This window comes from Methylophilus sp., from assembly GCF_008015755.1.
GTDB lineage: Bacteria > Pseudomonadota > Gammaproteobacteria > Burkholderiales > Methylophilaceae > Methylophilus.
Genome location: NZ_SSGF01000030.1, coordinates 1 through 19705 on the forward strand (window position 1 = coordinate 1; position 19705 = coordinate 19705).

Sequence of the window (19705 nt, forward strand, 5' to 3'; positions counted from 1 at the left end):
ATATAAGACATATAAGACTGAAAATGTTAACGCATTGTTTTTATATGAAAAAAATATTGAAGAATCTGTTTTTTTGCAACAAATCAGGTTAATCAGGCAGCGGTTAATGGCGCATATGATCGTCCGCGATTTGAATGGCCTGGCCGACTTTGCTGAGGTGGTCGAAATCACGAGCGCGCTGGCCGAGTCTGCGATTGCTGCCGCCGCTGATTTTTATCATGCACGTTTAGCCGAGGTCTATGGCATGCCACGTGATGCCAGCGGTCAGCCGCAACAACTGATTGTGGTCGGCATGGGCAAGCTTGGCGGCCGCGAACTCAATGTGTCATCTGATATCGACTTGATTTTTGCTTATGAGCAAGAGGGTGAAACTGACGGCGCAAAATCTATCAGTAACCAGGATTTTTTTACCCGGCTAGGCAAAAAGGTCATCGCAGCGCTGGATGATGTCACCGCAGATGGCTTTGTGTTCAGGGTGGATATGCGTTTGCGGCCGTTTGGCTCAGAGGGCGCGCTGGTCTGCAACCTCGATGCGCTGGAGGATTATTACCAGAATTATGGCCGCGAGTGGGAGCGCTATGCTTGGATTAAAGGCCGTGCCGTGTATGGGCCAGAGGTGGCATTGAGCAAAGTCATGAAGCCGTTCGTGTTTCGTAAATACCTCGATTTTAATGCCTATGCCTCGATGCGCGACCTCAAGGTGCAGATTCAGCGCGATGTGGTGCAACGACGCTTGTCGGACAATATCAAGCTGGGGCGCGGCGGGATTCGCGAGGTGGAGTTTATTGCGCAGCTATTTCAGCTCATTCGCGGCGGGCAAGTGCCCGACTTGCAGATTAAACCGACATTGGCCGTGCTGGATTGCCTGGCCGCACGCGACATGCTGCCTGCTGAGGATGTCGCGGCCTTAAAACAAAGTTATATTTATCTGCGCAACCTCGAACATCGGCTGATGTATATCGATGACCAGCAAACCCAGGATTTACCAGACTCAGAAACTTACCGTGGCTATCTGCTGCAAATGGTTGGGAACGCTGACTGGGCCAGTTTTATGGCTGAACTCAATATACACCGCGACCGCGTACAGCGTTTTTTTGACGCCATCTTTAAAGATGAGCAAAGCGATGACTTGCAAGAAGAGGCAGCGCTGTGGCAAGGCACACTGAGTGTCACGGAGGGCGAGCAGTGGTTGCAGCAACATGGCTATACACGCAGCAGTGATATTGTGCATTTGTTGCAGCAAACGCGTAACAGCCAGCGTATTCAGCAATTGCCAGAACAAAGTCGCCGCCGCCTGGATCAACTCATGCCTTTATTGCTGCGCGAGGCCAGCCAGCAACAAAGTACCAGCCCGGATACCGCGCTGATACGTACGCTGGATTTATTGGAAAGCATTTGCCGCCGCGCCAGTTATCTGGCTTTGCTGGCTGAGTTTCCAGATGCGCTAGCGTTGATCGTCAAATTATGTGCTGCCAGCCCATGGATTGCACAGTATGTGTCCGCACACCCGATTTTGCTCGATGAGCTGCTCAATAAGCAAACCCTGTTTAAACGGCTGGATGCCGCACAGTTAAAAATAGAGCTCACACGCCACATGCAGCAATTGGCAGGCGATGTCGAGGCGCAAATGGACGCCATGCGTCATTTTAAGCATGCCAGTGTGCTCAAAATTGCGGCGCAAGATTTGATGACGGCATTGCCGCTAGAAGCGATTTCAGATGATTTAAGCGCCTTGGCCGATGTGATTCTGCAAGTGAGTGTGCAAACGGTGTGGCAGAACCTGCCGTTTAAGCATCTCGAAGTACCCAAGTTTGCCGTGATTGGCTACGGTAAATTGGGTGGCAAAGAGCTCGGTTATTTGTCTGACCTGGACATTATTTTTCTGTTTGATGATGATGCAGAGCGGGCGCAAGAGATTTATGCGCGCTTTGCCCAGCGAATAAATACTTGGTTTAACACCTTGACCAATGCCGGCTTATTGTACGAAACCGATTTGCAATTACGCCCGGACGGTAATAGTGGTTTGCTGGTGAGCACGGTGGAGGCGTTCAACGAGTATCAGCAACACAAAGCCTGGGTGTGGGAGCACCAGGCGATTACGCGCGCCCGCTTTGTGGCAGGCGATGCCAGTATAGGCGCGGCGTTTGAGCAGATTCGTCACCAATTGCTGTGCCAGCCTCGCGATATGCAGGCGCTCAAGCAAGAGATTGCAGATATGCGCGAAAAAATGCGTGAAGCGCACAAACCCAAAGCTGATCGTTTTGAGGTCAAGCAGGGTGTGGGTGGCATTATTGATGTCGAGTTTATGGTGCAATATCTGGTGTTGACGCAGGCGGCGCAGTATCCTGAACTCACCGACAATATCGGTAACATCGCCTTGTTGCAACGCTGTGCCAAGCTCGGCCTGATTGAATCTGCCGCGCTGGCTGAGCAGGTGGCTGATGCTTACCGTGAATATCGCACCTTGATTCACCATGCCAAATTACAGGGGCAGGAGGCGATTGTTGCGGATGACCAGCTGCAAGCCGAGCGTGCGGCAGTGGTGCAGCTTTGGCAGACTTTATTTAACGGCGGCTGATGAGAGATCAGCTGTCTGGCAGGTTTTCCTGCGTCGATAGATTGCCTGTATAGCTGACCACTAGATTGCGGCCGGATTGCTTGGCTTCATACAGTGCCAGGTCAGCGTGTTTATACAGTAATTCGTAGGCATAAATGGTCTCTGCGGCGCAAGAAATACCAATGCTGATGGTGGTGTGAAAGCTTTGCGTGCGCTGTGAGGTATAAAACGACAGCTCAGCAATCATGACGCGGATACGTTCAGCAATCACGCGGGCTTCTTCCAGGCTGGTGTTTGGCAACACGACGGCAAACTCTTCACCGCCCAGCCTGCCCAGCAGGTCTTTTTCACGGATGGTATTCTCAATGGTGCGGGCGCATGCCACCAACACCTGATCGCCTTGCGGATGGCCGTAAGTGTCATTGATGACTTTGAAAAAGTCGATATCCAGCATCAAAAAACACAGCGGTTCACCAGCGTGGTCTGCCTGCTGTAACAAAGCTTTGGCGCGATTGTAAAAAGAATGCCGATTGGGGATTTGCGTCAGGCTATCAATGGTGGCTTCTTTTTCAGCCTTGTCTTTGGCCTTCTGCAATTCGCGCGTCCGCACCTTGACTTGATCTTCCAGCGAATGTGTCAGCCGCTGCATGTCGCTGCGAAAACTCTGCAAACTGCCTGACATGCTTTTAAACAGTTTGGCCAGTTTGCCGATTTCGTTATCGAGGTGGTCGGGCAAGGGCAACACATTGCCAGTGATTTTTTCGTAACGCTGGCCTTCAATGGCGCTCGAGGCATCCATAAAGGTTTCCAGTGGTTTCACCACTTTTTTCATCATCACCAGATACAGCATGATGAGTTCAACCACCAAGGCACACAGACTCACAATCAGAATAAATTTTGCGGCGTTGAGTGAAGGCGAAGACAGCAGGGATTTGGGATAGACCGTCACAAACCACCAGCCCGGGCCATTAATTTTGCTGACGGCGAGAAATTCGTCATCCGACTCGACAATAAAGTAATCCTTTTGCTTTTGATGGATGTTGGTTTGCAGGGTTTGAAAGTAGTGCTGCAGTTGCGTGTCTTTGAGCTGTGAAATCATCAACATGCCACGCGTGCGGTTCATCTCGTTGATTTTGGCCGGATGCGCAATCAGGCGGCCGTCGTCTCTGAAAATAAAGTTATAAGTGCCTGTTAAATGGTCGTTAAACACCCGGTCAAACAAGGCGTTGAGCAAAATGTCATGGCCGATGTTCAGCGTGTTAGTGGGCGAAATGTCAATCGGGGTTTCCAGTGACACCATCCACTCCAGTGCGGTGGGGTCATAGTAGAGACCGGTCCACACGCTTTGGCGCTCGGGGTTGTTTTGGCGTGTGGTGATATATACCCATTCTTCACTCAGCACGTTGAGTTTGCTGGTGGCGTTATCCGCCCAGCGCACGCCTGGCCAATACACAATATTGACGTTCTCCGGCATGGAGACATACAGATTGGCAAACTGTCGCGTCCAGGCCACGCCAAAGTGGTCGACCATGGTGTAAGCCAGCAGCAGTTTTTTTCTAAACGCACTGTTTTCTATGGGCGCATTTGCGCCAATGTAGGCGGTGACATCTTTGCTGATCAGGCCAGAATGATTGAAATAGCCATCGTAGGCTTTCTTCTGTAAATGGATGGTCTGATCTGGCCTTCTTTCAAACACTTGCCAAAAAAACGGCTCGTTATAGAAAAAGTCCTGCTGCCAGTGCGCCAGATAGGTTGCCCTGAAAATTTCATGATTTGACTCTGCGAGCTTGAAGATCGCGCTCTCACGCTGGCCGCGTTCCTGTATATAGTGTTCCAGGCCATCAATCGTAGAGCTGACTAGGGTTTTATAAATATGCCAATAGGTCAGGGCACTGACGGCAATAATGACGATGCTGACTCTGACAGCCATCTGCAACATCACATCCATGGTCAGCGATTGTTTGTAATTCGGGAAGTGCATGATCATTCCGGGAAAACTATAGTTCTGGAGACAGTAAAAAACGTGCTGAAGGTTAATTCAGGAGGAATAGCAGAGGATGGTGGCAGACATACACACTCAAATCTTATATTTATGTTGTTTTGTTTTATATCAATCCGCCTGTGGCAAGGATTGTTTTGCAGCCCTGAGAATCAACATACTCCTGCGCTTGCGGCGATGCAATGCTTAAATGGAACTAATTGCGTTGCGTATTGCAGATTGCAGCAATTATGCTGATTTTGTTGAAAACGGCTGGGGGCGCGTATGGTTGACAGCACCGATGATTGACAGCATCGGCCTGCGGATCAACATAGGGTTTCCGCCAGGCCGAGAGGAGGGAGGGTGTGTTAGATGCGTTAGCAGCCCCAGCGTAAGCCCGCTGTGTGCACCGGGCGATCCCAGTGTTGCTGGATGTCGTCATCTAACAGGCATGCCGTGAGCGAGGCGCCTGCCATGTCGATGGCGGTGATGTAGTTGCCAACCAGGCTACGCGCAATGTTGAATCCTTTGTTAGTGAGCAAGGTAGCCGCTGTGTTGTAAATTAAGTATAGCTCCATGAGCGGCGTGGCGCCCAGGCCATTGACCAGCAGTAAAATGTCGCCTTGGGTCGGTAAGTGTTTGGCTTCGAAGTCATGCACGATGGCAGCCACCATATCGGCGACAATTGCATCCGCCGTACGCATGGCTTCGCGGCGACGGCCCGGCTCACCGTGGATGCCGACCCCCATTTCAAGCTCACTGTCGCTGATATCAAACGTGGGTCGACCGGCGGCAGGCACGGTGCAACTGGTGAGCGCTGCGCCTATGCTGGAGGTACGCAGGTTGATTTTGTCTCCCAGCGCTTTGCAGCTTGCCAGGTCGGCGCCCGTTTCTGCCAGACTGCCAACACATTTTTCAATGATCACTGTCCCAGCGACGCCGCGGCGGCCAGTGGTGTAAGTGCTGTTTACCACTGCGCAATCATCAGAGGTGAGCACGGTGGCGTGGTCAAACGGCAGCATTTCTGTTGCCATTTCAAAGTTCATCACATCGCCGGCATAGTTTTTAACAATAAACAGCACGCCTTTGTCGGCATGCACGGCCTCGGCCGCCGCCAGCATCTGGTCCGGCGTCGGCGAAGTAAAGACCTGACCGGGGCAGGCCGCATCCAGCATGCCTTTGCCCACGTAGCCCGCATGCAAAGGCTCATGGCCTGAGCCGCCGCCAGAAATAATTGCCACCTTATTTTCTGCTTTTTGTTTGCGGCTGACAAAGGTGGGTTCAAATTGCACCGTCACCAGCTCGCTGTGGGCGGTGGCAAAGCCTGACAGGCTTTCTGTCAGCATATCGTCAACGTTATTCACGAACTTTTTCATAGGGCGGTCCTTAAGTGTTTTTGCAAACATTGGTGCTATTGCTAAAAATGGAGTGGCGGTGTGTGGTTGTGTAGCGCAGGTCTGTTGCTATTGCCCGGCAAGCACGAGGTCACACACGGTATGTATCATCACCTCACAGCTTTTGGCACCGGCATCCAGGTGGCCAATGGCGCGCTCGCCCAACCCCGAAGCGCGGCCTTTGGTCGCCAGCATGTTGCGGGTAGATTCCAGACCTGTGCTGGCAACAGTTTTCAGCGTTGTCGCGATATCTTTGCTGGATTGCCCTTGTTCTGCCAGCTGCTTAAATGCCGTAGCTACCGGAATCAGCACATCCAGCATGGTTTTTTCACCGGCTTGCGCCTTGCCGCGTTGCATAATCGCCTGTACACCTGTTTCAAATGCAAGGGCGATGTGCAGTCTGCTAAAGGTATCACTGGAAGCATCGTTAACTTTGAGCGACTTGCTCATGCTCATAAAGAAACTGGCAAATAGCGGCCCAGAGGCGCCACCAATCGTGCTAAGTAGCTTGATGCCGATCTTGTTCAGAGCATCCGCGCTGGATAGGGTGCTGAGCTCATCCCCCAAGCCAGCAATCGCCTCACAGCCGCGCTTCATATTGATGTAGTGATCGCCATCGCCGATCTCCCGATCCAGGCATTCAATATCGGCCTCATGGGCCAGAATGGCCTCGCGAATGGCAGCGGCATAATCATTAATCGCGGAACTGTTCATAGTGGGCTAACTTAAAGAGACTCAAAACGGCATGTTACTCACAAGCCTTGTGCGTCGGCAAGCCTGTTTTTGTTGTTTTCAGGGTAGGCGTTTTGTGCGCTTGCGTTTAAAATAGCGCCGCGGTCCTCGTGGTGAAACAGGATATCACCAGCCCCTCCTAAGGGCTAGTTTCAGGTTCGAGTCCTGACGGGGACACCAGTCATGCTGATAAAGTAGTTAAGTGCTTGAAACTAATTGATTAAAGCGCTATAATTTTGGATTGACTTTTGTGTCAATTAACTTGCATGTAATCACATTGGGTGCCTTTAAACGGGTGTTTTTGATTGCATGTTAATGAATAACCCTTTGAATAGAAAGACTTAAATCATGTCTGTGACTATGCGTCAAATGCTGGAGGCCGGTGTTCACTTTGGCCACCAAACTCGTTACTGGAACCCGAAAATGGCTGAGTTCATTTTTGGTGATCGTAACAAAATCCATATCGTCAACCTAGAAAAAACACTGCCACTGTTTGAAGAAGCACAGAAATACGTGCGTACACTGGCAGCAAACAAGGGTCGTATTCTGTTCGTGGGCACCAAGCGTCAAGCCCGTGACATCGTTAAAGAAGAAGCGCAACGTGCTGGTTGTGCTTATGTAAACCACCGTTGGTTGGGTGGTATGTTGACTAACTTCAAAACAGTGAAGCAGTCTATTAAGCGCCTGAACGACTTTGAAGCCATGATGTTAGATGGCAGTATCGAAAAGTTCGGTAAAAAAGAAGCTTTGGGCATCAAGCGCGAAATCGAAAAACTGGAGCGCTCAATCGGCGGTATCCAGGAAATGGGCGGCTTGCCAGATGCGATTTTCGTGATCGACGTTGGCCATGAAAGCGGCGCGATTACTGAAGCACGTAAACTGGGCATCCCAGTGATTGGTATCGTGGATACCAACAACTCTCCAGATGGCATCACTTATGTGATCCCTGGTAACGATGACTCCTCACGCGCTATTCGTTTGTATGCACGTGGCATGGCGGATGCGGTATTGGAAGGTCGCGCAAACGCGATTTCTGAAATCGTGAAAGCTGCACAGGAAGAAGTTGCACCAGCTGAGGCTGTTGCTGAGTAATTGCTGTTAGCTTAAAAAGGGGCGATGCGCCCCTTTTTCTATTGCATTTCATACATATGCCTGACACATGAATGGCATATCGTAAAAAAAGAATTTTTAAGATAAATCCTCAATGAGCGCGATCTCTTGCAGGAATCCTAACAAAAGGAGCAAATAAATGGCTGAAATTACCGCAAGCATGGTGAAAGACTTACGTGAGCGCACCGATGCCCCGATGATGGACTGTAAAAAAGCACTGACTGAAGCGGAAGGCGACATGACCCGTGCAGAAGAAATTCTGCGCGTCCGTTTTGGTAACAAAGCGAGCAAAGCGGCTGGCCGCGTGGCTGCTGAAGGCACCGTTGGTATCAGCATTTCTGCTGACGGCAAACTGGGTACATTGATCGAAGTGAACTCTGAAACTGACTTCTGTGCTAAAAACGAAGAGTTCCTGAAGTTTGTTAGCGACTTGGCACAAACTGTTAACGAAAATAACCCGGCTGATATTGAAGCCGTCGGTAACTTGCCATTGCGCGGCGAAACGGCTGAAGCTGTGCGTGCACAATTGGTTGGTAAAATCGGTGAAAACATCACCCCACGTCGTTTTGTACGTACGCCAGCACAAGGCCAGTTGTTTAGCTATGTGCACGGTAGCAAAATCGGCGTGTTGCTTGATTTGGTGGGTGGCGATGAGGCATTGGGTAAAGACATTGCCATGCACATTGCAGCGGCTAAACCAAAATCACTGGACGCGAGCGGTGTAGATGCTGCGCTGATCGACGCTGAGCGTCGTGTGGCGATCGAAAAAGCCAAAGAAGCAGGCAAGCCAGAAGCCATGTTGGAAAAAATCGCTGAAGGCACTGTGCAAAAGTTCTTGAAAGAAGTGACTTTGCTGAGCCAGCCTTTTGTAAAAGATGACAAGCAGAGCATTGAGCAATTGCTGAAGTCCAAAGGCGCAAGCGTGGCTTCTTTCAGCATGTACGTGGTCGGTGAAGGCATTGAAAAAGCAGTGGTTGATTACGCTGCTGAAGTGGCTGCTGCTGCTAAAGTCTAATTGACTTTTTGCCGCTGTCTCCAAAAAGTGGAATCTCAGGATTCCACTTTTTTTATGCCTGAAACGGCCGCAAGACGCCAAAGAAAGCGCGTTTTGTGATTAAATAAGCACATTTTGAGTTTGGGAAAATTATCATGGCACAACCTGCGTTCAAGCGCATCTTACTCAAGCTGTCTGGTGAGGCGCTGATGGGTGATGATGCTTATGGCATTAACCGCGAAACAGTGACCTCGATTGTGGCGCAAGTGAAAGAAGTCGTTAGTATGGGCGTGCAAGTAGGCATCGTCATTGGCGGCGGCAATATTTTTCGCGGCGTGGCCCCGGCAGCTGAAGGCATGGATAGGGCAACCGCCGATTACATGGGGATGCTGGCGACGGTGATGAATGCCATGGCCTTGCAAGATGCCATGAAACACGCTGGTGTGGCGGCGCGTGTGCAAAGTGCGTTGAATATTGAGGCGGTGGCTGAGCCTTATATCCGTGGTAAAGCGATCCGCTACCTCGAAGAGGGTAAGGTGGTGATTTTTGGTGCAGGCACCGGTAACCCGTTTTTTACCACCGATACTGCCGCTGCCTTACGTGGTGTGGAGATTGATGCTGAGATCGTGTTAAAAGCCACCAAGGTCGACGGTATTTACACGGCAGACCCGAAAAAAGACCCGACGGCCACGCGCTATGATATGGTCTCTTATGACGAGGCGATTAATAAAAACTTGAAAGTCATGGACGCCACTGCATTTACGCTGTGCCGTGACCAGAAGATGCCGATTGCTGTATTTAGTATTTTTAAAGAAGGCGCATTAAAACGCGTGATTCTTGGTGAGAATGAAGGAACGCGTGTGATGGCGTAAGCCTTACACGCCGACATTGGAGAACAACGATGGTTGAAGACATTAAAAAATCTGCTGAGCAGAAAATGCATAAATCGCTGGAGTCGTTAAAAACCGATCTGGCAAAAATCCGCACTGGCCGTGCGCATACCGGTCTGCTGGATCATGTGATGGTCGAATATTACGGCTCTATGGTGACTGTAAGCCAGGTAGCTAATATTAACTTGGGCGATGCGCGCACACTGAACGTGCAACCATACGAAAAGAACATGATTGGCAAAGTGGAAAAAGCGATTCGCGACTGTGATCTGGGCTTGAACCCGGCGACTAACGGTGACCTGATCCGTGTGCCGATGCCGATGCTGACGGAAGAGCGTCGTCGTGACCTGACCAAAATTGTGCGCGCGGAAGGCGAAGGCGCTAAAGTGGCGATTCGCAATGTGCGTCGCGACGCCAACGATGCCTTGAAAAAGTTGATCAAGGACAAAGCGATTTCTGAAGATGATGAGCGCCGCGCGCAAGAAGAAGTGCAAAAGATGACGGACAAAGCGGTCATCGAAGTTGATAAAATCTTGCAGCAAAAAGAAACAGATTTGATGGCGGTTTAACCGCGATCAGGGAACAGGGATCGATTTGGGTTTATTTTCCAGCTCTACCAAGCAAGTACCGCCTATTCAGGAAGTGCCGCAACATGTTGCGGTGATTATGGATGGAAATGGACGTTGGGCAAAAAAGCGTTTTTTACCCCGCGTGGCGGGCCATCAGCGTGGGCTGGAGTCTGTGCGTGCGCTAGTGAAAGCCTGCGTGCGACTGGACATCAAATACCTGACCCTGTTTGCATTCAGTAGCGAAAACTGGCGTCGTCCGCCAGACGAAGTGACTTTTTTGATGGGCCTGTTTCTGGAAGCACTGGACAGGGAAGTCAGAAAACTGCACGAAGCGAATGTGATTTTGAAGCTCATCGGCGACCGCAGCCCATTTAACCCGGCCTTGCAGCAAAAAATGCTGGAGGCCGAGCAACAAACGGCGGCCAATACCGGGTTGACGCTGACGATTGCAGTCAACTACGGTGGCCGTTGGGACGTGGTGCATGCCGTTAATCAGCTGCTGGCTGATAAGGGTGCAATTGCTGAGATCAGCGAAGCAGACCTGACCCCTTATTTATCGATGCCGTATGCGCCTGAGCCGGACCTGTTTATCCGCACCGGCGGCGAGACCCGTATCAGTAACTTTTTGCTCTGGCAGCTCGCTTACACTGAGCTTTATTTCACCCCCACTTTGTGGCCAGATTTTGACGATGCTGCTTTCACGGCGGCATTGACCTCCTATCATCAACGCGAAAGACGTTTTGGTCGCACCAGTGAACAACTCAGCGTTGACAGCGGTAGTGCTCAATAAATTATGTTAAAAACCAGAATCATTACCGCAATTGTATTGCTGGGTTTGTTTTTGCCAGCGTTGTTTTGGCTGCCGCTGATGGCTTGGGCAGCAGTCATGCTGGCGCTGACCCTGGTCTGCTTGCGTGAGTGGGCAGGGTTTTTACAACTCAGTGCCGCACGGACCCGTTATTACCTGTTGGCGTCGACCCTCACTGGACTGGGTTTGCTTTATTTACTGCAGCAATTGGGGTTCCACTGGTTTTTTTACGGCGCTTTGCAGGTATTTGCCGCGGCGACTGTGTTTTGGCTGTGCCTGGTGCCTGTCGCGCTGTTTTTTAATACGTTTTTTAAACACAAAGCACTCAACCTGTTGTTGGGCTGGGGCTTGATGATGTCGTTGTGGATGGCGTTGGTCGCAGCCAAGGAAGTCAATCCTTATGTGCTGCTGGTGATTATTTCCACCATCTGGCTGGCAGACAGCGCAGCGTATTTTGCTGGCAAGCAGTTTGGGCGCCACAAGCTGGCCCCCGCCATCAGCCCGGGCAAGACCTGGGAGGGGGTGGCGGGCGCATTGTTGGCGGTCGCCGCCTATGCTGCTACGTTAAAGCTCAGCGGGGCAGTCGCTACCTGGTGGGTGTTGCCTGGCTTATGGGTGGTCACCGTTGCCGGTATCTATGGCGACTTATTTGAATCCTTTTTTAAGCGCCGCGCCAACCTCAAAGACAGTGGCCAGTTCTTACCTGGTCATGGTGGTTTGCTTGACCGCGTCGATGGCGTGATTCCGGCCTTGCCGATTGGCATGTGTCTGCTGTTCTGTTTTCATTACTGGCAGCAGGCTTACTCGTTTTAAGAGGTTATTTTGCAATACGTCACCATACTCGGCAGTACCGGCACCATCGGTCAGCAGACACTGGATGTGATTTCGCAGCATCCTGGCCGTTATGGCGTGTTTGCGTTGACGGCGCACAGCAATGTGGACGCCATGTTGCTGCAATGCGCGCAATATCAGCCGCGTTATGCCGTGATGCAGGAGGCAGAAGCCGCCCGCTTATTGCAGCAGCGTGTGCAGGCTGAACAACTCAAGGTAACCGTGCTGGCCGGGGTCGATGGTTTGACTGAAGTGGCCGCCCATGCAGAAGTCGAGATTGTGATGGCGGCGATTGTCGGTGCCGCGGGTTTGTTGCCCGCGCTCGCTGCTGCCAGAGCGGGCAAAAAGATTTTGCTGGCGAATAAAGAAACCCTGGTGATGGCAGGGCAGTTGTTTATGGATGCCGTTAAGCAGGGGCAAGCGACCTTATTGCCGATTGATAGCGAGCATAATGCTATTTTTCAGGTGATGCCAAGACAAGCCTATGGCGACTTGCGCGATGTGGGCGTGAACCAGATTATTCTCACCGCCTCTGGTGGCCCGTTCCGTCGTTATACGCAGGCGCAATTGCAAGACGTCACGCCAGTATTGGCACTCAAACATCCTAATTGGGTGATGGGCGCCAAAATCACCATTGACTCTTCTACGCTCATGAATAAAGGGCTAGAGGTGATTGAGGCGCATTGGTTGTTTGCGGCGCGGCCTGAGCAGATTGAAGTCGTAGTGCACCCGCAAAGCGTGATTCACTCCATGGTGTCTTATGTCGATGGCAGTATTCTGGCGCAATTGGGCAACCCCGATATGCGGACGCCGATTGCTTATGGCTTGGCGTATCCAGAGCGCATGGCCTCTGGGGTCAAGCCGCTGAGTTTGATTGAAGTGGCCAAGTTAGAGTTTGAAGCGCCTGATATGCAGCGATTCCCATGCCTGAGATTAGCCTATGACGCATTGGCCGCAGGCGGCACAGCGTCCGCTATCCTCAACGCGGCGAATGAGGTGGCGGTGGCCGCTTTCTTGCGTGAGCAGATTCAATACCTGGATATCCCGCAATTGCTTGAGGCGACCTTACAGCAATTGCCTGCGGAGCCGGTAGCGTCAATTGAGCAATTGTTGGCCATTGATACTGAAGCGAGGGCGTTTGTAGCACAAGCGATTGCCAATCTGTCAACCGCGCCGGTGCGTAAGGCTGTCAGCGTATGACCTCAATCTGGGCATTTATTGTCGCCATTGGCGTACTGGTCACCATCCATGAGTTTGGTCATTACCTGGCTGCGCGCAGCTGTGGCGTGCGTGTGCTTAAGTTTTCGATTGGTTTTGGTCAGCCTATTTTTAAATATCAAGCACATGCACAAGCGACCGAGTGGGTATTGTCGTGGATTCCGCTGGGCGGCTACGTCAAGATGCTGGATAGTCGCGAGACCGATGTGGAACATGTGCCTGGCACGGATTGGTCACAAGCGTTTGACCGGCAGTCTATCGCTGCGAAAATGTGGATTGTATTTGCTGGTCCTTTGGCTAACCTGTTGCTGGCGTTTGTCTGTTACTGGGGTTTGATTGCCCAAGGCGAAGTTGGACTCAAGCCCTTTATCGGGCCAGTGGAGCAAGGCTCGTTGGCGGCGGCCGCCAAATTACGCCAAGGCGATCTGATTGTCTCACTAGATGGTAAACCTGTTGCCACCTGGCAAGAGGCGCAATGGCAATTGCTGGAAAGCTGGCTGGTGCACAAACCGGTTGCGGTCGTCACAAAAACACCACAAGGGGAAGTGCATCAGCAAGTGTTGCCACTCAACCAGTTGGCCGGTGAGCCAGATGGTGAGGTCATGCAAAAGGCTGGATTGGCCGTATTGATGCCGGTGGTGCCAGCCGTGATTGGTGAAGTCATGCCGAATTCAGTGGCGGAGCAAAGCGGCTTGCAAGCAGGCGACCGTATCCTCACGGTCAACCAGAAGCCGATTGCGGATTGGCAGCAGTTTGTAAAACTGGTGCGTGCCAGCCCAGCGCAGCCGTTAAAAGTCGAGTATCAACGCGGTGAAAGCCAGTTTCAGGTGAAGCTGTTGCCGGAGGCCATACAACAAGCCGGACAAAAAATCGGCCGACTGGGCGCCGCCGTCAATATGGATGCTGTCGATTTAACGCCTTATCAGGTGGTGCGTCATTACAGCGCCTCGCAAGCTGCCCTGCGTGCGTTAGATAAAATGCAGGAAACCATCACATTTACCCTCAAAATGCTGGGCAAAATGGTCACAGGCCAAGCATCGCTTAAAGCCATCAGTGGGCCAGTCAGCATCGCTGATGCCGCGGGTGAATCTGCCGACATGGGACTCAAGCCTTACATCGGTTTTATTGCTTTAATGAGTATCAGTATTGCCGTCATGAATCTGCTACCGATTCCAGTATTGGATGGCGGTCATTTGTTGTATCATATGGCGGAATTGATACGAGGAGAACCATTACCTGACAAGGTGCTGGCGATTGGGCAGCGTCTGGGTTTAGGTATGTTAGGGGCATTGATGTTGATTGCATTTTTTAATGACATCAATCGTTACCTGATAGGTTGAAAGCATAGTTAATGAGAATAAAATCCAGTTCTAAATTGTGGTTGTGTTTGTTGGCGGGGGTCATGCACCTGAACGCTTATGCCGCAGAGCCGTTTGTGATTACCGATATTCGTGTCGAAGGCTTGCAGCGCACCGAACCAGGCACCGTGTTTAACTACCTGCCGATGCAGGTAGGTGATGTGATGAGCGATGAAAAAGCGGCGCAGGCGATTAAATCCTTGTATGCCACCGGCTTTTTTAAAGATGTGCGTATTGAGAACGAAGGCGATGTACTGGTAGTGACCGTACAAGAACGTCCTTCTGTTACGCAAATTGACTTTAGCGGTAATAAATCCTTTCAAACAGACAAAATCAAAGATGGCCTGAAACAAATCGGCATTGCCGAAGGCCAGATTTTTGATAAATCCCAACTCGATAGAGCCGAGCAGGAAATCAAGCGCCAATACCTGTCACAAGGGAAATACAGCGCAGAAGTCAAAGCCACCGCCAGCCCGCTGGAACGTAACCGGGTGGCGATTCGTTTTGAAATCACTGAAGGCCCGGCTGCCAAGATCCGTGACATCAATATTGTCGGCAACCATTTGTTTAAGACGGAAGACTTGCGCGCCAACTTTTTGCTCACCACGCCTAACTGGATGAGCTGGTGGAATAAAGATGACCAGTATTCCAAGCAAAAACTGACTGCTGACCTCGAAGCATTGCGTTCGTTTTATATGAACCAGGGTTACCTTGAATTTTCGATTGATTCGACCCAGGTGTCGATCTCACCGGACAAGCGTGATGTGTATATCAACATCAACCTGACTGAAGGTGAAAAATACAATATCAGCAAGACCAAACTGGCAGGCGATATGCTGTTGCCGGAAGAGGACTTGCACAAGCTGATCAATATCCAGGATGGCGAAGTTTTTAGCCGCCAGAAGGTGACCGATGCCAGCAAAAACATGAATGACAAGCTGGGTGAAGAAGGTTACGCCTTTGCTAACGTCAATGCCGTGCCTGAAATCAACAAGCTGGAGCATACGGTTGCCTTTACGTTCTTTGTGGACCCAGGCCGCAAGGTGTATGTCAGACGGATTAATGTACAAGGCAACACCCGTACGCGTGACTCAGTGGTCAGGCGTGAAATGCGTCAGCTGGAGTCCGCCTGGTATGCGGGCGATAAAATCAAACGGTCTAAAGAACGTATCCAGCGTTTAAACTTTTTTGATAGTGTTGAGCTGGAAACACCGTCTGTGCCTGGCATTAATGACCAGGTCGATATGAACGTGACGGTGGCAGAAAAAGCGACCGGTAGCGTGCAGTTCGGTGCTGGTTTGTCCAGTAGTGATGGCGTGGTGCTGGGTTTTAACATTAACCAGCCTAACTTTCTGGGCACCGGTAATCGCGTAGCATTGCAAGTGAATACCAGTAGCTACAACACGGTGTATTCATTGTCTTACACTGACCCTTATTTCACGCCTGATGGCATCAGTCGCGGCTTTGATATTTATCGCCGTGATGTGGACACCAGCCGTAGAAACTCCAGCACATTGAACGTGGGTACGTATAACAGCCAGTCATACGGTGTGGGCATGCGTTTTGGTATGCCGATGTCCGAGATGGACTTTATCAGCGCTGGCTTAACACTGGACTTTACCGATGTTGAGCTGTCTGCCAGCAGCCCGATTCAATACCTGAACTTCTGCGGTAATAACAATGGTTGTAGCAGTAACTCTATTGTGTTTAACGCAGGTTGGACATACGACTCGCGTGACAATATCCTGTTCCCGCGCCGCGGCGTGTTGCAACGTCTGTCAGGCGATGTCTCTATTCCTGGGCTGGACTTACAATATTATAAAGTCAGCTATCAACACAGCTGGTATAAAGACCTGGGTAAAGACTTTACCTTGATGCTCAACGGTGAAGCGGGCTATGCAGACAGTTACGGCGGTAAAAACTATCCATTCTTCAAGAACTTCTATGCTGGTGGCGTCAACAGCGTGCGCGGTTTCCTGAACTCTTCTCTGGGCCCGCGTCAAATTAACCCAAGTACAGGGTCGGATTTTGCCGTTGGCGGTACCAAGCGCTTTGTGGGTAACGTTGAGTTGTTTATGCCTGTGCCATTTGTGTCGCAATCTAACCAGTTCAGGTTAAGTGCCTTTGTCGACGGCGGTGGTGTGTATGGCAAGGATGACTCAATTAACTCTGAATACTTGAGATTCTCAACGGGCGTAGGGGTGACCTGGGTATCCCCATTCGGTCCATTGAAACTGGTGCTGGCCAAGCCGTTGAACGACAAGAGTGGTGATGATACGCAACTGCTGCAGTTCCAGTTCGGGCAGCAGTTCTAATGGTAGAACAACGTCAGGTTGCCATATGGCAAGTACGGAAGGGAGTCATGGCATGAGAAGTATTCTGGTAGGGTTGCTCGGTCTCCTGCTGTGTTGTGGCCAGGTCATGGCTGCTGATTTCAAGGTTGGCTATGTGCAGGTAGACAAGCTGTTGCAGGAAGCCCCGCAAACAGCTGAAACCGGCAAAAAACTGGAAAAAGAGTTTAGTCCGCGCTCACTTGAACTCGAAAAACTGCAAAAACAGATTCGTGACCTGGAGTCACAACTGGATCATGACCGCGCGAATATTGTGGAATCGGACCGCCGTCAGAAAGAGCGGCAGTTAAACAACTTGCGGCTTGAGTTTCAAAGCAAGCAGCGCGAGTTACGTGAGGACATTAATCTGCGTAAGAATGAAGAACTGGCGTTGTTGCAGGAGCGTATCAACAAGGCCGTGCAAACGGTGTCTGAAAGCGAAGGTTACGACCTGGTGGCCTACAGTGGCGTTGCCTATGCCAGCAAACGTATTGATATTACAGACAAAGTCCTCAAATTGCTGGGCAAGAAGTAATCGGCAATCATCGTTCTCACGTTATTCTCAAAGGTAGTACTTCTATGGCGCAACACTTTACATTACAAGAGATTGTTGCGTCTCTGGGCGGTGAAGTTGATATTGGCAGCACTGCGCAGGCACAGCCACTCAAGGTTACCCGATTAGCCTCGCTGGCGCAGGCGCAGCCGGGCATGATTGCGTTTTTTAACGATACAAAATATACGCAGTCCCTGCAGGCAACTCAGGCTTCAGCGATTATTCTGAGGCCGGAACACCGGCATTTAACGACTTTACCCTGCATACTGACAGATCATCCATATGCTTATTTTGCCAAGTTGTCGGCATGGATGAATCCACCACGTCAGTACGTGAATCATATTCACGCTTCGGCAGTGATTGGCGAGCAGACGCATTTGTCAGCAGAGATCACGGTCGATGCGCTGGCATCCATAGGTGATCGTGTCGTTTTAGGCCAAGGTGTCAGGGTGGGCGCCGGCTGTATTATTGAAGATGATGTGACCATAGGCGCACATACCGTGCTGGAGCCGCGCGTAGTCGTCAAGCATGGTAGCGTCATCGGCAGCCATTGCCATTTGTTTTCTGGTTGCGTGATCGGTAATGATGGCTTTGGCTATGCAGAAGAACACGGGCAATGGGTTAAAATACCGCAAATTGGCCGTGTGGTGATTGGTGATCATGTTGATATCGGTGCCAATACCACGGTGGACCGCGGTGCGCTGGACGATACTGTGATTGCAGACGGTGTGAAGTTGGACAATTTGATACAGGTCGCCCATAATGTTCGCATTGGTGCTCATACAGTGATTGCAGGCTGTGTTGGTATTGCTGGCAGCGCTGTGATCGGCGCGCACTGCAAAATTGGTGGGGCAGCCATGATTCTGGGGCACCTGCAGATTGTCGACGGCGTCACCATCTCGCCTGGATCCATGATTATGCGCTCGATACAGCAAGCGGGGACGTATACCGCGCTGATGCCATTTCAGAAGCACGAAGACTGGCTGCGGACGGCCGCAAACATCCGCCATTTAGAACAACATAACCTCAAGCTCAAGCAGCTTGAGCAAGCAATAAGCAACATACAAAAACATTCGGAAGATTGAGAGAATTTATGGCTGAAAACACAATGAATAGCATGGATATTCATGAGATTCTGGAACACCTGCCGCACCGCTATCCATTTGTACTGGTTGACCGTGTATTGTCGATGGAGCTGGGTAAAGAAATCACTGCTGTGAAAAACGTGTCGGTCAACGAGCCTTATTTTCCTGGCCATTTTCCATACCATCCAGTGATGCCCGGTGTCTTGATTGTAGAAGCGATGGCACAAGCCGCTGCTTTACTCTCTTTTAAAACCATGGGCACCAAGCCGACCAATGATTCAGTGTATTACTTTGCTGGCATTGACAATGTGCGCTTTAAAAAGCCAGTATCGCCAGGTGACCAGATTATTCTGCACGTGAAAATTGACCGCATCCTCAAAGGTATCTGGAAATACAACGCCGTGGCCAAAGTTGGCGACGAAGTTGTGGCAGAAGCCAATATGATGTGTATCTTAAAAGCCATTGAAAAATAACCACTGACTAGCGTGTCCTGAAAGACACCTGGGACACCCCAACATGCAAAGCCTGATTCATTCTACCGCAATCATAGACCCTAAAGCCGAGCTTGATAGCTCGGTTGAAGTGGGCCCTTATACGACTATTGGCGCCGGTGTGCGCATTGATGCTGGCACAAAAATTGGCCCGCATGTTGTCATTGAAGGTCCGACGACCATCGGTAAACATAACGAAATCTTTCAGTTTTCTTCGCTCGGTGCCAAACCGCAAGACAAAAAATTTAAAGATGAGCCGACCCTGCTTGAAATTGGCGACCACAATACCATCCGTGAGTTTTGTACCTTTAACCGCGGCACGGTACAGGATAAAGGCACGACTAAAATTGGCGACCATAACTGGATCATGGCTTATGTGCACATTGCCCATGACTGTATTGTTGGTAATCACACCATCATGGCCAATAATTCATCGCTGGCCGGGCATGTGACTATTTATGATCACGCGATATTGGGTGGTTTTACGTTGATTCACCAGTTTTGCCAGATTGGCGAACACATCATTACGGCGGTCGGTTCGGTCGTGTTTAAAGACATTCCACCTTATGTGACGGCGGCAGGGTATGACGCTGAACCACATGGCATCAACGCAGAAGGCCTGAAACGCCGTGGCTTCAGTGCCGAGACCATTCAACAAATCAAACGCGCCTATAAGGTGCTCTATCGCCAGGGCTTGTCGTTTGAAGAAGCCAAGCTTGCGTTGGCCGAGATGGAAAAATCTTGCCCGGAGATTGGCTTGATGACCCGTTTTCTCGCGCAAACAACGCGCGGCATTGTACGTTAATT

Annotated in this window: 17 protein-coding genes and 1 tRNA gene; 15 read left to right on the forward strand and 3 right to left on the reverse strand. The window is 50.8% G+C overall.

What is annotated here, in order from left to right; genetic code table 11:
• Positions 1–34: 34 nt before the first annotated feature.
• Positions 35–2578, forward strand: a complete 2544-nt coding sequence (gene glnE / locus E6Q52_RS10990; RefSeq protein ID WP_292822239.1) for a bifunctional [glutamate--ammonia ligase]-adenylyl-L-tyrosine phosphorylase/[glutamate--ammonia-ligase] adenylyltransferase — start codon at positions 35–37, stop codon at positions 2576–2578.
• 7 nt (positions 2579–2585) lie between these two features.
• Here the strand turns inward: glnE and E6Q52_RS10995 are convergent, their stop codons facing one another.
• The 3 genes from E6Q52_RS10995 to dhaL form a co-directional block, all read right to left on the reverse strand.
• Positions 2586–4538, reverse strand: coding sequence for a diguanylate cyclase (locus E6Q52_RS10995; protein WP_292821969.1), 1953 nt, complete (start codon positions 4536–4538; stop codon positions 2586–2588).
• Between the two features lie 374 nt (positions 4539–4912).
• Positions 4913–5911 (reverse strand): dihydroxyacetone kinase subunit DhaK, encoded by a 999-nt coding sequence (dhaK, locus tag E6Q52_RS11000; RefSeq protein WP_292821971.1) that lies wholly within the window; start codon positions 5909–5911, stop codon positions 4913–4915.
• Positions 5912–5998: 87 nt separating this feature from the next.
• Positions 5999–6643 carry a dihydroxyacetone kinase subunit DhaL gene (gene dhaL / locus E6Q52_RS11005; RefSeq protein WP_292821973.1) on the reverse strand — a complete coding sequence of 215 codons (645 nt, stop codon included), beginning with the start codon at positions 6641–6643 and terminating at the stop codon, positions 5999–6001.
• 122 nt (positions 6644–6765) lie between these two features.
• Between dhaL and E6Q52_RS11010 the strand changes: the two genes are divergently transcribed.
• The 14 genes from E6Q52_RS11010 to lpxA all read left to right on the forward strand — a co-directional run bounded on the left by E6Q52_RS11010 (position 6766) and on the right by lpxA (position 19703).
• A tRNA-Arg gene (locus E6Q52_RS11010) sits at positions 6766–6841 on the forward strand.
• Between the two features lie 168 nt (positions 6842–7009).
• Positions 7010–7753 carry a 30S ribosomal protein S2 gene (gene rpsB / locus E6Q52_RS11015; RefSeq protein ID WP_292821975.1) on the forward strand — a complete coding sequence of 248 codons (744 nt, stop codon included), beginning with the start codon at positions 7010–7012 and terminating at the stop codon, positions 7751–7753.
• Between the two features lie 157 nt (positions 7754–7910).
• A complete protein-coding gene (gene tsf, locus E6Q52_RS11020) occupies positions 7911–8786 on the forward strand; it encodes a translation elongation factor Ts (RefSeq protein WP_292821977.1) in 876 nt (291 codons plus the stop codon).
• Between the two features lie 134 nt (positions 8787–8920).
• Positions 8921–9637, forward strand: coding sequence for a UMP kinase (gene pyrH, locus E6Q52_RS11025; protein WP_292821978.1), 717 nt, complete (start codon positions 8921–8923; stop codon positions 9635–9637).
• A 29-nt stretch (positions 9638–9666) separates the two neighbouring features.
• Entirely contained in the window at positions 9667–10224 is a 558-nt protein-coding gene (gene frr / locus E6Q52_RS11030; RefSeq protein ID WP_292821980.1) for a ribosome recycling factor, read from the forward strand.
• 25 nt (positions 10225–10249) lie between these two features.
• Positions 10250–11014, forward strand: a complete 765-nt coding sequence (gene uppS, locus E6Q52_RS11035) for a polyprenyl diphosphate synthase (RefSeq protein ID WP_292821982.1) — start codon at positions 10250–10252, stop codon at positions 11012–11014.
• A 3-nt stretch (positions 11015–11017) separates the two neighbouring features.
• Positions 11018–11845, forward strand: coding sequence for a phosphatidate cytidylyltransferase (locus tag E6Q52_RS11040; RefSeq protein WP_292821984.1), 828 nt, complete (start codon positions 11018–11020; stop codon positions 11843–11845).
• Positions 11846–11854: 9 nt separating this feature from the next.
• Positions 11855–13063: a 1-deoxy-D-xylulose-5-phosphate reductoisomerase gene (gene ispC / locus E6Q52_RS11045; RefSeq protein WP_292821986.1), complete on the forward strand. Its 1209-nt coding sequence runs from the start codon at positions 11855–11857 to the stop codon at positions 13061–13063.
• Positions 13060–14421 (forward strand): RIP metalloprotease RseP, encoded by a 1362-nt coding sequence (gene rseP, locus E6Q52_RS11050; protein WP_292821988.1) that lies wholly within the window; start codon positions 13060–13062, stop codon positions 14419–14421. Before ispC ends, rseP begins: the two co-directional genes overlap by 4 nt.
• Positions 14422–14483: 62 nt before the next feature.
• A complete protein-coding gene (gene bamA / locus E6Q52_RS11055) occupies positions 14484–16754 on the forward strand; it encodes an outer membrane protein assembly factor BamA (RefSeq protein ID WP_292821990.1) in 2271 nt (756 codons plus the stop codon).
• A 52-nt stretch (positions 16755–16806) separates the two neighbouring features.
• Positions 16807–17304, forward strand: a complete 498-nt coding sequence (locus E6Q52_RS11060; RefSeq protein WP_292821992.1) for an OmpH family outer membrane protein — start codon at positions 16807–16809, stop codon at positions 17302–17304.
• A 44-nt stretch (positions 17305–17348) separates the two neighbouring features.
• Positions 17349–18407, forward strand: coding sequence for a UDP-3-O-(3-hydroxymyristoyl)glucosamine N-acyltransferase (gene lpxD / locus E6Q52_RS11065; RefSeq protein WP_292821994.1), 1059 nt, complete (start codon positions 17349–17351; stop codon positions 18405–18407).
• Positions 18408–18415: 8 nt separating this feature from the next.
• The gene (fabZ, locus tag E6Q52_RS11070; protein WP_029148602.1) at positions 18416–18880 is read left to right on the forward strand and encodes a 3-hydroxyacyl-ACP dehydratase FabZ; all 465 of its coding nucleotides are present in this window, start codon (positions 18416–18418) and stop codon (positions 18878–18880) included.
• Positions 18881–18923: 43 nt separating this feature from the next.
• Positions 18924–19703 carry an acyl-ACP--UDP-N-acetylglucosamine O-acyltransferase gene (gene lpxA / locus E6Q52_RS11075; RefSeq protein WP_292821998.1) on the forward strand — a complete coding sequence of 260 codons (780 nt, stop codon included), beginning with the start codon at positions 18924–18926 and terminating at the stop codon, positions 19701–19703.
• The last annotated feature ends 2 nt before the right edge of the window (positions 19704–19705 follow it).